This is a genomic window from Vibrio genomosp. F10 str. ZF-129 (assembly GCF_000287055.2).
Taxonomy (GTDB): Bacteria; Pseudomonadota; Gammaproteobacteria; order Enterobacterales; family Vibrionaceae; genus Vibrio.
On sequence record NZ_AJYQ02000103.1, the window covers coordinates 31,119 to 46,716 of the forward strand.

General features: G+C 44.6%; 10 protein-coding genes. All 10 read left to right on the forward strand.

Features of this window, described 5'->3' with window-relative positions; translation table 11 throughout:
* Window positions 1–5 precede the first annotated feature (5 nt).
* The 10 genes from A1QO_RS12245 (at window position 6) to tldD (ending at window position 15,562) form a co-directional block, all read left to right on the forward strand.
* Entirely contained in the window at window positions 6–440 is a 435-nt protein-coding gene (locus A1QO_RS12245) for a hypothetical protein (protein ID WP_017040233.1), read from the forward strand.
* Between the two features lie 2 nt (window positions 441–442).
* Window positions 443–4,684, forward strand: coding sequence for a DUF6701 domain-containing protein (locus tag A1QO_RS12250; protein WP_017041096.1), 4,242 nt, complete (start codon window positions 443–445; stop codon window positions 4,682–4,684).
* Between the two features lie 150 nt (window positions 4,685–4,834).
* On the forward strand, window positions 4,835–5,878 hold the full coding sequence (locus A1QO_RS12255) for a rod shape-determining protein (protein WP_017035384.1): 1,044 nt from the start codon (window positions 4,835–4,837) through the stop codon (window positions 5,876–5,878).
* A 67-nt stretch (window positions 5,879–5,945) separates the two neighbouring features.
* A complete protein-coding gene (mreC, locus tag A1QO_RS12260; protein ID WP_017041097.1) occupies window positions 5,946–6,833 on the forward strand; it encodes a rod shape-determining protein MreC in 888 nt (295 codons plus the stop codon).
* Window positions 6,823–7,311, forward strand: a complete 489-nt coding sequence (gene mreD, locus A1QO_RS12265) for a rod shape-determining protein MreD (RefSeq protein ID WP_017035135.1) — start codon at window positions 6,823–6,825, stop codon at window positions 7,309–7,311. Before mreC ends, mreD begins: the two co-directional genes overlap by 11 nt.
* Window positions 7,311–7,895, forward strand: coding sequence for a Maf family protein (locus tag A1QO_RS12270; RefSeq protein ID WP_026026869.1), 585 nt, complete (start codon window positions 7,311–7,313; stop codon window positions 7,893–7,895). Before mreD ends, A1QO_RS12270 begins: the two co-directional genes overlap by 1 nt.
* A gap of 21 nt (window positions 7,896–7,916) precedes the next feature.
* A complete protein-coding gene (gene rng, locus A1QO_RS12275; protein ID WP_017035137.1) occupies window positions 7,917–9,386 on the forward strand; it encodes a ribonuclease G in 1,470 nt (489 codons plus the stop codon).
* Between the two features lie 10 nt (window positions 9,387–9,396).
* Complete coding sequence (locus tag A1QO_RS12280) at window positions 9,397–13,275, forward strand: YhdP family protein (RefSeq protein ID WP_017041098.1); 3,879 nt, start codon at window positions 9,397–9,399, stop codon at window positions 13,273–13,275.
* Between the two features lie 6 nt (window positions 13,276–13,281).
* Entirely contained in the window at window positions 13,282–14,103 is an 822-nt protein-coding gene (locus A1QO_RS12285; protein ID WP_017038231.1) for a carbon-nitrogen hydrolase family protein, read from the forward strand.
* 13 nt (window positions 14,104–14,116) lie between these two features.
* Window positions 14,117–15,562: a metalloprotease TldD gene (tldD, locus tag A1QO_RS12290; protein WP_017038230.1), complete on the forward strand. Its 1,446-nt coding sequence runs from the start codon at window positions 14,117–14,119 to the stop codon at window positions 15,560–15,562.
* The last annotated feature ends 36 nt before the right edge of the window (window positions 15,563–15,598 follow it).

Genomic DNA, 15,598 nt, shown 5'->3' on the forward strand with positions numbered 1-15,598 from the left:
GCCAAATGCTGAATGGACGACGCAAACAGTCGGGCAGTTTGTACATTATTGCCGTATTCGTGCTGGTGGTGATGGGTTTTTTAGGCGCCGCATTAACGCGAATGGAATGGTCAAACAATGATGCTCTAACACGCGATGCACTTGGGACTCAAGCGTGGTTGCTTTCTCATTCGGCCAATGAGTTGGTGCTCACTTATATGTACCCACTGAATGCTTCCTCCGCGATTGCGACCAATTGCACAGCGCCACTGCCATCGGCCATTACTAACTCTCTGCAAGGGCTTGCGTCACAGCATGCGAATTGTTCACAGGTAACGTCTGTTTGTACACCTATTGGCACATTAGCCGGTGAAAGCTTCTTCAAAGTAGAGAGTTCAACCCTATGTGGAAGCGGTATTAACCAAGTACAGCGCGTACAAGAAATTTGGGTGAAGGAGTAGTTATGCAATGGAATAATTCTTTTTGGTTATGCATCCTTCTTTTTAGTTCATTTGCGAGAGCAGGGGGGAGCATTCCACCTTCAAGCTCTTGTGAGGTGAAAGGAAATAAAGACTTCGTTGCTACGATCAATGTCACTGGTAGCAATAGTTATCAAGAGTTTTATTTTACAAGCGGAAATGGGAACCAACGACAAGAAACATTGTGGTATACGGGAATTTCTAACCCAAATCCAGATTATTTGTTTAATGAACAAAACCTCACCACTGGATCTGCATATGTGCTTCGTTTTGATCATGATGCTGATACTAACATGAGCTATTACTATCGCCGGAGTCCTTCTGATAACGCATGGCAGTTCATAGAAAGTGTCAATAAATCGATTGAAAATGGAAATATTTCCGGCAATGGAGTTGGTGTTGGGAGCTATTCTTGTGAAGAAGTCAGTGAGGTGATACCTCCCCCAGTTTATTCCTCAAATGCTCAATATGAATTTGGAACGAAACAGTGTTCTTCAATGCCCTGTACTATCGAGTTTACAAAAGACTACGATTTTGCCCCTCTTGTCTTTGTTATGCCAACAATTGATACCGTTAGTCCTGATGAAGATAAACCAGCAACGCTATACATTTCTTCTGAACTCACTGCTGATTCCACATCCGTTCAAATAACCAAAGACACCATTAATCTCCTACAAATGGATAATGATGTACCTATTACTGAGGTCAGTTACTTAATTATCGAACCTGGTGTGGCAAGCTTTAATGGCCATGAAGTCATTGCTGGTTATGTGGATACCAACGCCAATGACTCCAAATCGCATACGGGGAACTCGGCCAATGTGCCATTTTCTGATTTTGGAAAACAAGGCTCGTTTAACTCACCCATTGTTTTGCATCAAATCCAAACCAGAAATAATGGTGATAAATGGATGACGTCAGGCAAGCTATTGACAGGCAATGACAATAATTCCGCGCGATTATTTCTTGAACTCTCTGCATCAAGAGATCGAAACCACAACTATGTAGAAGAGCGGATCGCTTTTATCGCCACTAACTCTTTAAGTGCTCTCGAAGTAGACGGGTATAACATACACTTTGGTCGAGGGTTTCGAACGCCAGATCAAACAGGCAATGACCCTATGGAAGATGGGTGCACCAGAGGTTATGCGAGTATTCCACTCGATGGCATTGATGGCATTATTGGTAAGAAGCAAGAGCGCAATGGAGGTCATGGTGGTTGGGCTCGTCGCTGTGAAATTAAAAACGACAATCAGGTGAGTTTTGCCATTGATGAGGATTTTCTCGATAGAACTCATTTAAGAGAAGAGCTTGGGTATTTTGCTTTTGAGCGTCTTGAAATCGATATCGATATTTGTACTTATTTTCCTGAGCCTGTACAAAGTTGGGGGCCTAATGGTGAACTAAACTTAAGATCTCCAAATATCCTAATCAGTGGTTGGTCAGAAGAATATCAATCTCAGTATTTCATCAATGGTTCTTTACAAGTTCCTTTTGATGCTACAGAAAATGCCAATTCACTTTCACAATTAGCACAAAGTTGTGTTTTAGGCTCGTCTACAGAAGATTGCGCATTGCGTAACGGGATACTACAGCCTCCCTTAATTCCTATACCTCCAGCCCTCGATCCTGAATGGGGACAAGAAGGTTTAGTTTTAGACTTCTGGAATATGGAAAACTGCACCAATAGTACATCTTGCAGTTTTACCGATGATGGCACAACAATTGCCATTACTATTTCAGATTCATTGCGTAGTCTAAAAGTTTCAAATTATACAAGTAGAATTTTTACAGTAACATTCTTAGCAAAATCAGGAGATGGAATTTCTATCGAAGACTATTTTTCTGATGGGAAGGTAGAAAGTATATTCGAAGCGAATTCTAATTATACCTTCGGTTCATTTACATCTAACGGCACTGGCGGGAAATTAACATATTCATCAAATGTCATTCTGAATATTGAATCAACATTTTTGCAAGATACTCCTGTTGAAATGACGGATACTGGTGGCTTGAAGGATCTCATCGTCTATGGTCCAACCGCAGATGTGACGATTAAGAACGTTAATTCTGACGTTTATCTCAACATCGTGGGCCTTAATGTACATTTTACTAATCAAATAATTTTAAGAGGATCCGTTTCATCAAATAATCTTATTATGGATGTTAGCGGGTCTCGAATTGTGGGAGAGGATAACTTTTGTTCTTCTGGTCCGCCGAGTGGCGACTATCAATTAGTCTTAACCCCAGCTACAGACATCGCCCTCACCTGCGAAACGATACCTTTAACTGCAACGGTTTATAAAGATGATGCAGTTGATAACAGCTTTAATGGGAATATCACCTTATCTGTAGATGGTTTAGATAAGGAAACGAAAGCGGCGAATTCTGGTATCGCTACTTTTGACTTATCGGCGACACAAGCAAGTACAGCCGATGCGGAGGTAACAACCACGATTGATGGTGGATCTTATAGCGACACTGGCAATTATAAATTTGTACCGTATCGCTTTGACGTACCTGATCAATACCTAATAGCGATGAAACCAGAAAGCGTTGCAGCCAAGGTACTTGCTTGTAATTCAGGTAATGCGGTAGATGTGGGGTATTCTGGTACGCCTACAATTACGAGTAATATGGTGCAGCCAAGCTCGGGCTCAGGGACATTGACATACGCTCCAATATTTAGCGGTGGAACTTCAACAGATGAATCAAGCTCAATCGAATTTAGTGAGTCTGGTCAGTTAACCGTCTCGTTGATAGATACTAGTTTTAATTGCGTAGGTTATGATGATTGCCCCATTGAAGGGGAAGATGAGCTCACTGGGGTGTTTACGGTAAATTCTCGCCCATGGACCTTTGCGATTTGTACTGATGACGATGTAAGCGGCACAGCGACTGGAGGTGTTGGGTATAAAGAGTCAGGCGAAGTATTTGCGACACAAGTAAAGCCTATTGTTTGGCAAACAGGCGGCAGCACTTCTGGGGTGATTGAAACCTCGGGCTATTGTGGCGCGGCCGTCACTCAAAATTTCTTCATCTCCGGTGCCCCTAGCGCTACCGTTGAAATGACACATGAGGTCGCTACGCCTTTAGGCGGTGTTGATGGTCAGTTATCGGGCTCATTATTAAAAAGTCATGATAGCAGCGTTGGTTTTTACAATTACTCAGATCTGAGCTGGGATGAAGTCGGCAGTGTTCGTTTGTTGGTGGATACTCAAGCTATTTACCTGGAGATGGATATCAATCAAGGCTCCCGAAGCATTGGCCGATTCTACCCTGCTTTCTTTACAGTGATCGATACGCGATGGGATTATCCAGGCCCACAACCACATGTGTACATGGGGCAACCATTTGATGGTGTAGAGTTCGATGTAGAAGCGTTAAATAGTAGTAACAATGCGGTGCAAAACTATCCTCTTTTTGATCCGTCGCTACTAGCGAAGTTTGATTTGTATGAAAACAGTGCGTTTAGTACTCGCCTAGCTGCTCCTGCCTTAGAGGATGTTTCTTGGGCTGTCAATACGAATCGCTCAATTGGGACGTTCTCCAATTCCGCGAATAATGACTGTACCGATAGTATCTGCTGGTTGAAGCAAACCACATTTGTTCCTGACGGCCCTTTCAACGCTTTGGAGGATATCGAGGTTTCTAATATCACTTTAGATGGTGCTATATCCGTGACCAATATTGATCCGATCAATTACACCACCGGTGGTGACATCTTGACGGTTCAGCCAGATATCCGCTTTGGACGTATGAGCTTAAAAGATGTAGGTGGCAACCAAAATACCGTTATCACCGTTCCTCTTACTGTTGAATATTGGAATGGCAGCCGTTTTATCACTAATAGTGATGATAGCAGCACTGATTTTGACGGCAACGGCTATTGTCACCAATTGATTTGGTCTGATATCGGCACTGATAATGCGAGCTTATCAGGAACGGGGCCGGTTTCACTCGGTGAATCTCGAAAACTGGTCGCCTCGCAATCGGACCCTGCAAGAGAACAAGTGAAATTTTGGCTCGTTCTCGATAGCCCAGAAGAAGAAAACGGAGAGAGTAGTAGCTGTACTGGAAGTGATAACGGATTGCCATGGCTTCGTTACAATTGGGATGGCGCAGATACAGACGAAGAAGATCCATCAACGGTTGTCACCTTTGGTATTCATCGTGGTAATGATCGCGTCATTTACCGAGGCGAAAGTGGCTTAATAGGTCAGTGATTTACATCATTTCATGCGCTAAGTAAGGAAACTGTTAGAAAATGCGGATTTTGCTCCATGTTTATGTACCAATGCCTTGCTGATATGGCAAGGCATTGGTACATTTAGTGCAATTTTTATCTTCTAATTCTCGCAGGACGAACGAAGAATATGTTTAAAAAACTTCGTGGCATGTTTTCTAACGACCTATCTATCGATTTAGGTACTGCCAACACACTTATATATGTCAAAGGACAAGGGATCGTTCTCGACGAACCTTCTGTTGTTGCTATTCGTCAAGATCGTGCGCGCTCTGGAAAGAGCGTTGCTGCTGTAGGTCATGCCGCAAAGCAAATGCTCGGTCGTACACCTGGCAATATCTCAGCCATTCGCCCAATGAAAGATGGGGTGATTGCTGACTTCTATGTCACTGAAAAAATGTTACAACACTTCATAAAACAGGTTCACGACAACAGTGTGCTTAAACCAAGCCCACGCGTTTTGGTTTGCGTACCTTGTGGTTCAACTCAAGTTGAGCGTCGTGCCATTCGTGAATCGGCATTAGGTGCTGGTGCTCGTGAGGTTTACTTGATCGATGAGCCAATGGCTGCGGCAATTGGTGCTGGTCTGCGCGTTTCAGAGCCTACTGGTTCAATGGTTGTGGATATCGGTGGTGGTACTACTGAAGTGGCGGTTATCTCACTAAACGGTGTGGTCTACTCATCTTCTGTACGCATCGGTGGTGACCGCTTTGATGAAGCGATCATTAACTACGTTCGTCGTAACTACGGCAGCTTAATTGGTGAAGCAACCGCTGAGAAAATTAAACATGAAATCGGTTCAGCTTATCCTGGTGATGAAGTTGAAGAGATTGAAGTGCGTGGCCGTAACCTTGCAGAAGGTGTACCACGTAGCTTTAGCCTAAACTCAAACGAGATCTTAGAAGCACTGCAAGAGCCTCTTTCGGGTATTGTTTCTGCTGTTATGGTTGCATTGGAGCAGTGTCCACCAGAGTTAGCGTCAGACATTTCAGAAAACGGCATGGTATTAACTGGTGGTGGTGCACTGCTTAAAGATATCGACCGTCTACTAACGGAAGAAACAGGGATCCCTGTTGTCGTCGCTGAAAATCCGTTGACGTGTGTTGCTTTAGGTGGCGGTAAAGCCCTTGAGATGATCGACATGCACGGTGGCGATCTGTTTAGCGAAGAGTAATGAATTTATTGGCTTTGGTATGAATCCTATCAAGGCCAATAAAGCGAAAAATTAGGATCTCTATATCATGAAGCCGATATTTGGCAGAGGGCCTTCACTTCAATTTCGCCTGTTTTTAGCGGTTACCCTATCAGCCAGCCTTATGCTGGCTGATAGTCGTTTAGGTGCATTTTCAAGCGTCCGATATTTTTTAAACAGTTTGGTGGCTCCGATCCAGTACGCGGCGGATATGCCACGTCTGATGTTTGATGGTTTTTACGATAATTTTAATACCCGCAAAGCCTTACTTGACTCAAGTCGAACTTTAAAGCGAGAAGTCCTCAAACTTAAAAGTGACCTGTTATTACTTGATCAATATAAAGAAGAAAACAATCGGCTGCGTAAGCTGTTAGATTCTTCTTTCATTCGAGATGAACGTAAGGTCGTCACTGAAGTGATGGCGGTTGATACCACGCCTTACCGCCGTCAGGTTGTGATTGATAAAGGGCGAGTGGATGGTGTGTACGTTGGTCAACCTGTGACTAACGAGCATGGCATCGTCGGTCAAGTCACCTTTGTTGCGGCGCATAATAGCCGAGTACTATTATTAACTGACAGCAATAGCGCGATTCCGGTTCAGGTGATCCGTAACGATATCCGAGTGATTGCTTCCGGTTCTGGGGACATCGATAAACTTCAGTTGGAGCACATCCCAACCAGCACCGATATTTTAGAAGGCGATCTTCTTGTGACATCAGGTCTTGGCGGTGTTTATCCTGAGGGGTATCCCGTTGCCTATGTGACAAGCGTTGATAGAGATACACAGCGTGAGTTCGCTGCGATCAGTGCAGGACTTGTGGTTGAGTTTGATCGTTTACGATATTTACTGCTTATTTGGCCTAATGAATCGAGAGTAGAAAAAATATTACAAGCGGATCCTGAGGTGATGGAAGAAGAGGCAAACAATGACCAATAGAGTTCTATCGAGTCGAATCGTCATTATGACTTCATTTCTTATTGCTCTCATTTTACAAACTATCCCATGGCCGGGCGTGCTTGATCTTTTAAGACCTGCATGGTTATTGCTAGTGATCTGTTATTGGGTTCTTGCCTTGCCACATCGTGTCAACGTAGGAACCGCATTAGTTTTAGGTCTCCTGTGGGATCTTTTACTTGGGTCGACACTGGGTATTCGAGGAATGATGTTATCGATAGTTATCTATGTGGTAGCAATCAATTTCCTCGTTCTAAGAAATATGGCCTTATGGCAACAAGCGATCATTATTGCTTTGTTATCCATCGCGCTTGAAGGAATGATCTTTTTTGGTGAGTTCTTAATTCAAGACATTGCCTTTAATCCATTGTCACTGTGGAGCGGGCTGATAAATGCCATACTGTGGCCTTGGATGTTTTTATTAATGCGTCGAGTAAGACGACATTGGCAAATAAAATGATGAACATGAAAAAACTGGTCTTAGCGTCAGGGTCGCCAAGACGTAAAGAACTTCTTACTCAATTAGGGTATGAGTTTGAGGTATTGGTGACCGACGTTGAAGAAACATGCTTAGCGTCAGAAACCCCAGAGCAGTATGTTAAGCGTCTATCATTAGATAAGGCGAAGGCTGGGCTTTTACGCTGTGAAGAGCGTTTACATCATGAAAGTAATACCGTGGTTTTAGGCTCCGATACCATCGTTGTGAGTGGCGACAATATATTAGAAAAACCCAATGATTTAGTGCACGCAAAACAGATGTTAATGCAGTTATCCAACCGCTGCCACCAAGTGCTCACCGCAGTGACGGTGATATCAAATCAAAAACAGCACTCAGTGGTTGTGTCGACCGATGTGTGGTTTAAGCCTTTGTCTGAAAATGAAATAGAACAATATTGGCATACGGGCGAACCACAAGATAAAGCGGGAAGTTATGGCATTCAAGGATTGGGCGGACGTTTTGTCACCCGAATCGAAGGCAGCTACTTTGCCGTGGTCGGATTACCCCTTTATGAAACAGACCAACTGCTGCGCGAATTTTTATAATTATAATTTTGAGGTGTACTCATGAGTGCAGAGTTATTACTAAACATCACGCCAAGTGAAACACGGGTGGCGATGATAGAAAGTGGGGTTCTACAAGAAATCCATATAGAACGTGAAGCAAAACGTGGCATCGTCGGCAATATCTACAAAGGTAAAGTCAGTCGAGTTTTACCTGGCATGCAAGCGGCTTTTATTGATATTGGTTTAGATAAAGCGGCCTTTTTGCACGCCTCAGACATCGTTCCACATACGGAATGCGTGGCTGAAAATGAGAAAAAACAATTCCAAGTTCGCGACATTTCGGAGCTAGTCAGACAAGGGCAAGACATTGTCGTACAAGTCGTGAAAGATCCTCTTGGGACAAAAGGGGCGCGCCTCACCACGGACATCACCTTGCCTTCGCGTTATCTCGTTTTTATGCCAGGCGCGAGCCATGTGGGCGTTTCTCAGCGTATTGAAAGCGAGAAAGAACGTAACCGGTTAAAGAAAGTTGTTTCTCACTATTGTGATGAGCATGGCGGATTCATTATTCGTACCGCTGCGGAAGGGGCAGATGAGAAAGAACTGTCTCAAGATGCCGCATTTCTGAAGCGCTTATGGTCAAAGATTGTTGAGCGACGAGTTAAGTATAAAACGAGAAGTAATCTGTACGGTGAGCTTGGCCTTGCGCACCGCATTATCCGAGACTTTGTCGGCACAGAGCTGGATAACATCATGGTGGATTCACGTCTTGAATATGAGCGATTGGTTGAATTTACCAGTGAGTATGTTCCTGAGTTGACAGATAAACTGGAGCTATACGAAGGTGATAAGCCTATCTTTGATATGTATGACACTGAAAATGAGATTCAACGTTCTCTTGATCGGAAAGTCGAATTAAAATCAGGTGGCTATCTCATCATCGATCAAACCGAAGCAATGACGACGGTAGACATCAATACCGGTGCGTTTGTCGGACGTAGAAACCTAGAAGAGACGATCTTTAACACCAATATTGAAGCGACTCAGGCGATAGCTCGTCAATTACGTTTAAGAAACCTTGGCGGGATTATTATCATTGATTTCATTGATATGCTCTCAGAAGATCACCGTAAGCGAGTGCTCACCTCACTCGATGCAGCGCTCAATAAAGATCGGGTCAAAACCAACATAAACGGCTTTACCCAGTTAGGCCTTGTTGAGATGACGCGTAAGCGCACAAGGGAAAGTATCGAGCATGTATTGTGTGCTAGCTGCCCAGCTTGTGAAGGTCGAGGGAGTGTGAAAACGGTGGCGACCGTGTGCTTTGAAATACTACGCGAAATTACAAGGGTTAACCGTGCATACGATGCAGACAAGTTTGTTGTTTACGCGTCACCAGCGGTTGCAGAGTCGTTAGAAGATGATGAATCTCACGCTCTTGCTGAACTAGAAGTCTTTATCGGCAAAGAAGTTCGTATTCAAGCTGAGCCTCTTTATGTTCAAGAGCAATTTGACGTCGTTATGATGTAATAGGCATTTTGTGAATTCCGCTTTCGTCCACCTGCTGCGGGTGTTGTTATTCTTGCTCCTCACCATTTTTGTTTCATTAGCAATTTTGGTGACGAGCTTGCGCATCGCTCTGCCTAAGCTCAATCATTTTCAAGATGAGATTCAATCTTGGGTCAGTCAGAGTGCAGGGATTGAGTTTAACATTGATAGCGTCAAAGGTTTTTGGCGCAATACTCATCCCTCTATCGCTTTGGAAGGGCTTGCGGCTGATCTTCCTGATAATTCCAATATCCACCTTTCGGCGAAAACTCTGGAAGTGGAGTTTGACCTCATCCAATCTATTCTTCAGCTTCAACCTATTGTGACCGATTTATCGATCAATGAGATGAAGCTGGATATACGGTCGGTCTCGTTATTTCAACAATCTGAAGAAACGAGTGAAAACGTCCCAGATCATGATAGCTCTGTGGTGGCTAAGTTAGATCGATTATTACTGTCCCAACTGGATGACTTTTCTTTACTCAACTCATCAATCATGTATCAGGCGGTTGATGGTGGTACGCGTCAATTAGATATTGAAAACTTGCGTTGGCTCAATCAAGGAAACTTACATAAAGCTGAAGGTACGGTCAGTATTGCTGATACCGCGTTAAATTCCTTGCAAGTAAGCGCTAACTTCTATGATTACGGATCATTAAAGGATGTATCGGGTGAATTCTATTTGGCCGCCAATAATCTTCACATTACCCCCTGGATTCCAAGTGAATGGCGGGAAAAAACGGGCATAGAGAAAGGCTTTGTTAGCTTTAGTAGTTGGATAACGTTAGAGCACGGACGTCCTATTGATGCTTATGTCGATCTGAATCCATCAGAACTGGTTTGGAATGACGAACAGCAGCATCTACTGGTGCTTGAATCGGGTATTATCAAACTGTTACCGAGTGAAGAAGGCTTGCGAGTTGATGCGCATTCGTTGCAGGTCAGAACCGATAGTATCGAATGGCCAGAACTAGACCTTGCGTTTGATTGGCAACCGGATTTATGGCGTTTAAATATCTCTCAGCTTGATTTGAAAGCACTCCGCCCTTTGGTTCGATTGGTTCCCGATTCAGACGATACGGTGAATTTTATTGAAGAGCTGGATTTTACCGGTCAGTTAGAAGATGTCAGAATTTCGAAGGGCGAAACTATAGAGTCACTTCGTTACTCTGGTGAGTTAAATAACGCCGGTATGGCCCAATGGGGGTTACTCCCTGAAGTCCATCATGCGTCAATGTCTGTTTCTGGAAATATCGAGCAAGCGAAAGCTTCCGTTTCCTTGATTGATGACATTTTACCGTATGGAAATGTGTTCCAAGCCCCTCTCAATATCAGGCAAGGACAAGTCGATATTGTGTGGCAAAATAACCCTGATGGCTGGTCGTTATGGGCCGATAAGGTAACGGCTGCCACTCCTGACTTGCAAGTGTTAGGAGCATTCCGTTTAGATTTTCCAGAAAACCGCAGTCCATTTCTCTCTTTTTATGCCGAAGCTGATTTATACAACGCAGGTCAGACTTGGCGATATTTACCGACATTAGCGTTAGGTCAGGGCTTAACGGATTACTTATCAACGGGAATCCAAGCCGGTAAAGTAAATACGTCAAAACTGCTTTGGTACGGTGAGCTTGGTGATTTCCCTTATCACAATAATGATGGAATATTCCAAGCCTGGGTAGGGCTGAAGCAAGCGAAGTTCAGTTTTGATACTGCATGGCCTCCGATCACTGATCTGCAACTCGATCTCTTGTTTGAAAATGCCGCTATGTACTTAGATTCACAAGACGCCACGTTGGTGGATGTTCATGCAAAGCGCATTACAGGTCGAATTCCTGAACTATCAGGTGCAGGGCATATTGAAATAGAGGCCAGTGCCGTAGCACAAGGCAACGCCGTGCGAGATTACATGACGGCCTCACCATTGGTTGATTCGGTGGGGGCCGCGCTCACCGCAATTCAAGTCGATGGCGAAGTGATGTCAGAGTTTCAATTGTACATCCCTTTTAATAGTGAAACTGAATCACGCGCTTGGGGTTTTGCCGATCTCACCAGTAATCACGTTGAGATAGAAGCACCGCCTATGACACTCGAGAAAGTGACGGGGCGAATTGAATTCGATAACGACGTTGTTCAAGCAGCTGGCCTATCGGCGGATCTATTAAAACAGCCCATTTCTATCGACTTTTCTGGTGAAAATTCATCGGGTTCGGGTTATTCCGTCGGAATAGATCTACTCGCAGATTGGGATATTGCTCCATTATCTCCTTATGTTGGTGATCGTTGGACGCAAGAGCTCTCCGGTCATGCGCCTTGGCAGTCTGAGATTAATATCCAACTCAATGATGTTGGATTTACTTATCAAATCGATCTAACCGCAGATATGACCATGGTAAAAAGCGATTACCCTTATCCGTTAAACAAACCGTTAAAACAGAAAGGGGAAGCACGCTTGCAAGCGTCAGGCAATCAAGAATCGATCAGTGCTCGTTTATTAATGCCAAGAGCAAAATACCAAGCAGAAATTGATATTAGACCTGAGACGCCTGTGCTAACGGCAACGAATCTCGTTGTAGGAAATGGCAGCTTTAAAATTAGCCCTATCGCGGGGCATCACGCACAGATTCGAACCAATAAGTTTAACCTGGATAAATGGCTCGAGATTGGCAGTCGACCAGTGCCGAAGCAAAAGGCCGTTCTGGATGAACTCAATACGCCCGAGATCCCTATGCCGGAAAGGGTCAATATCGATGTGGCGGATCTCACGTTGGCGGATATCGAATGGCATGATGTTAACTTTTCAGCACGAAGAAAAAACTTAGGCTGGCATTTTGATCTCGAGAGCCAAGAGGCAAGTGGTCAAGCAAGCTATATAGAGCCTTATGATCTTTCGGTCGCACTGGATCGTTTGCATGTTTATATTCCCGCTTTAGATGAGGTAAAGGAAGATCGATCCATTTTAACCAGTAAGAGTGAGCCAGCAGGGGTAATCACACATTTTGATCGCACTTTTCACCAGTCAATGCCAAACTTAACATTAGCGATTGATGATTTTTGGCTGCAAGGTTACAAAGTCGGTAAAGTGAATGTCGATTTAGTACGCCAAGGCAACCGGTTAGAATGGAATGATATTTCGGTCAAAAGTGGCACCAATAGCATCTCAATCAATGGTGCCTGGACGTTAACGGACGATCAAAGTATCACTGAATACAATATGGCAATGAGTGGTGATAACAACAGTGATCTTATGGAGCGTTTTGGTATCAGTTCCGGTATTCAGCGCGCCCCCTTTGATCTTTCTGCACAACTGAAGTGGAACGGTGCACCTTGGTCAATGCAAGTGAATACCTTAGAGGGCAAGGTGAGCAGTAAGCTTGGTAAGGGGGTGGTTTCTGATGTGAGCGGTGCCGCTCGATTGCTTGGTCTGTTTAGCTTAGATTCTATTATTCGTAAGATGCAGCTCGACTTTACGGATGTGTTCGATAAAGGAATGGCGTTTAATTCGATTAAAGGAACCGGTGAAATACGAGATGGGATTTTTGTTACTAACGATATTCAGATGGATGCAGTGGCTGGCGAAATGAACATCAAAGGGTTGGCGAATCTCAATGATCGAACCGTCGATGCGGAAGTGAATTTTGTCCCAGATATTACTTCAGGGATCCCTGTCTTAACCGCTTTTGCTGTGACGCCACAAACCGCTATTTATGTTTTGGCTATTACGACGGTGATCGCGCCTGTAGTCGAGGTTTTTACCCAGGTGAATTACCAGGTTCAAGGGCCACTCGACGCACCAACCGTGAAAGAGTTATCGCGTCGGAAAGCTGAGTTCAAACTGCCCAAAAAGCTTCTTAAAGAGGCGGAATCGGAGTAATACACAATGGAATGTGTTGGCATTATTCAAATGACATCAACGTCAGATCCTATCGAGAATCTGACGTACATTGAACAGGAAGTATCAAAGCTTGCTAACGAAGGTGCAAAGTGGATTGTTACCCCAGAAAACGCATTGATATTTGGTCATCGCAGCGATTATCACCACCACGCAGAGCCTTTGGGAAAGGGGCCAATTCAGCAACGTCTTTGCGATTTGGCTCAGCACTGGTCGGTGTGGATCATCATTGGCAGTATGCCTATTCGCAACCAACAGGGTAATGTCAGCACAACGTGTCTTGTGATCAATCATGATGGTGAGCTGGTTGCTCATTACGATAAATTGCATATGTTTGATGTCGATGTAAAAGATACCCATCAACGTTACCGAGAGTCAGAAACGTTTACACCAGGCTCAGAAATCGTGGTGACAGAGACGCCTTTTGGGAAATTGGGGCTGTCAATCTGTTATGATGTGCGTTTCCCCCATTTATATTCTGAGCTGGTTAAACAAGGGGCTGAAATATTGCTCGTTCCTGCGGCGTTTACCGCCGTAACGGGCAAAGCACATTGGGAAACACTATTAACCTCCCGAGCGATTGAAACACAGTCTTGGGTCGTCGCGGTGAATCAAGTCGGTCGGCACCCGTGTGGCCGAGAAACCTGGGGGCACTCCATGATCATCAGCCCTTGGGGGGATGTTGTTCTGCGCCTTACAGACAAACCTCAAAGTGCGATTGTCGAGATCGATTTACAATCGCTTATCGACATTCGTAACACCATGCCAGTGGCGTCGCACACTCGGTTTGAAAACCATTTTAAAAAATAATTAAGAGTAGATTATGAGCCTGAACCGAATCGAAGATGCATTGTTATCGCCAACGGGTCTAACACAGCAAGAAATATCAGAGACACTCGCAAGTATTGCCACACGTCAAATTGATTACGCTGACATCTATTTTCAATCCAGCTGGCATGAATCCTTAGTTCTTGAAGACAGCATCATTAAAGATGGTTCATTCAACATTGACTGTGGTGTTGGTGTACGTGCTGTCGCGGGGGAAAAAACCGGTTTTGCTTACTCTGACCAAATTAACCTTGAAGGATTAACGCAAAGTGCAAACGCTGCTCGTGGTATTGCTCAGCAAGGGCAGAACTTAAAAGTAAAAGCGTTTAGTCGTCATGATAATCAAGCTTATTACTCAGCGATCAATCCACTCGCGAGCTGGGAGAAACAGCAAAAAACGGAACTGCTCAAAGAGCTTGATGCGTACATTCGCACTAAAGAGCCATTGATCCAAGAGGTATCCGTCAGCTTGAGTGGCGTGCATGAAAATATGCTCGTTGCTGCGACCGACGGGACTTATGCTGGCGATATTCGCCCCTTAGTACGTTTGTCTATTAGCGTGTTAGCGGAAAGAGGGGATCGTAGAGAGCGCGGAAGTGCTGGTGGTGGTGGCCGTTTCGGCTATGATTTCTTCCTGTCAGACAACGATGGCGTAAAAGTCGCCTATCAATTCGCTGATGAAGCGATTCGCCAGGCACTCGTTAACCTCGAAGCGGTGGCTGCCCCTGCGGGTGCGATGCCTGTAGTGCTGGGTTCGGGTTGGCCGGGTGTATTGCTTCATGAAGCGGTAGGCCATGGCCTAGAAGGTGATTTTAACCGTAAAGAGTCATCGGTTTTCTCTGGAAAAATCGGTGAAATGGTCACTTCTAAACATTGTACGATTGTTGATGATGGCACGTTAAAAGATTTGCGTGGTTCACTGAATGTGGACGATGAAGGGGTGAGTGGCCAATACAATACCCTAATAGAAAATGGTCAACTCAAAGGCTACATGCAAGACAAACTCAACGCTCGCTTAATGGGGGTTGCGCCTACGGGTAATGGTCGCCGTGAGTCTTACGCACATTTGCCTATGCCTCGCATGACCAATACCTACATGCTGCCTGGCGAACATTCGCCTGAAGAAATCATCTCGACGGTTAAAAGAGGCTTATACGCTCCGAACTTTGGCGGTGGCCAGGTTGATATCACATCAGGGAAATTTGTTTTCTCTGCGTCTGAAGCGTATATGATTGAAGACGGTAAAATCACGCATCCAGTCAAAGGCGCAACCTTGATTGGTTCTGGTATTGAAGCGATGCAGCAAGTATCTATGGTCGGCAACGATCTCAGTTTAGACCGTGGTGTGGGTGTTTGTGGTAAAGCCGGACAAAGTGTGCCTGTTGGTGTGGGACAGCCGACATTGAAACTCGATATGTTAACCGTTGGTGGTACTGAGTAATAAAAAAGGGAGAGCTTAAACTCTCCCTATTTTCTG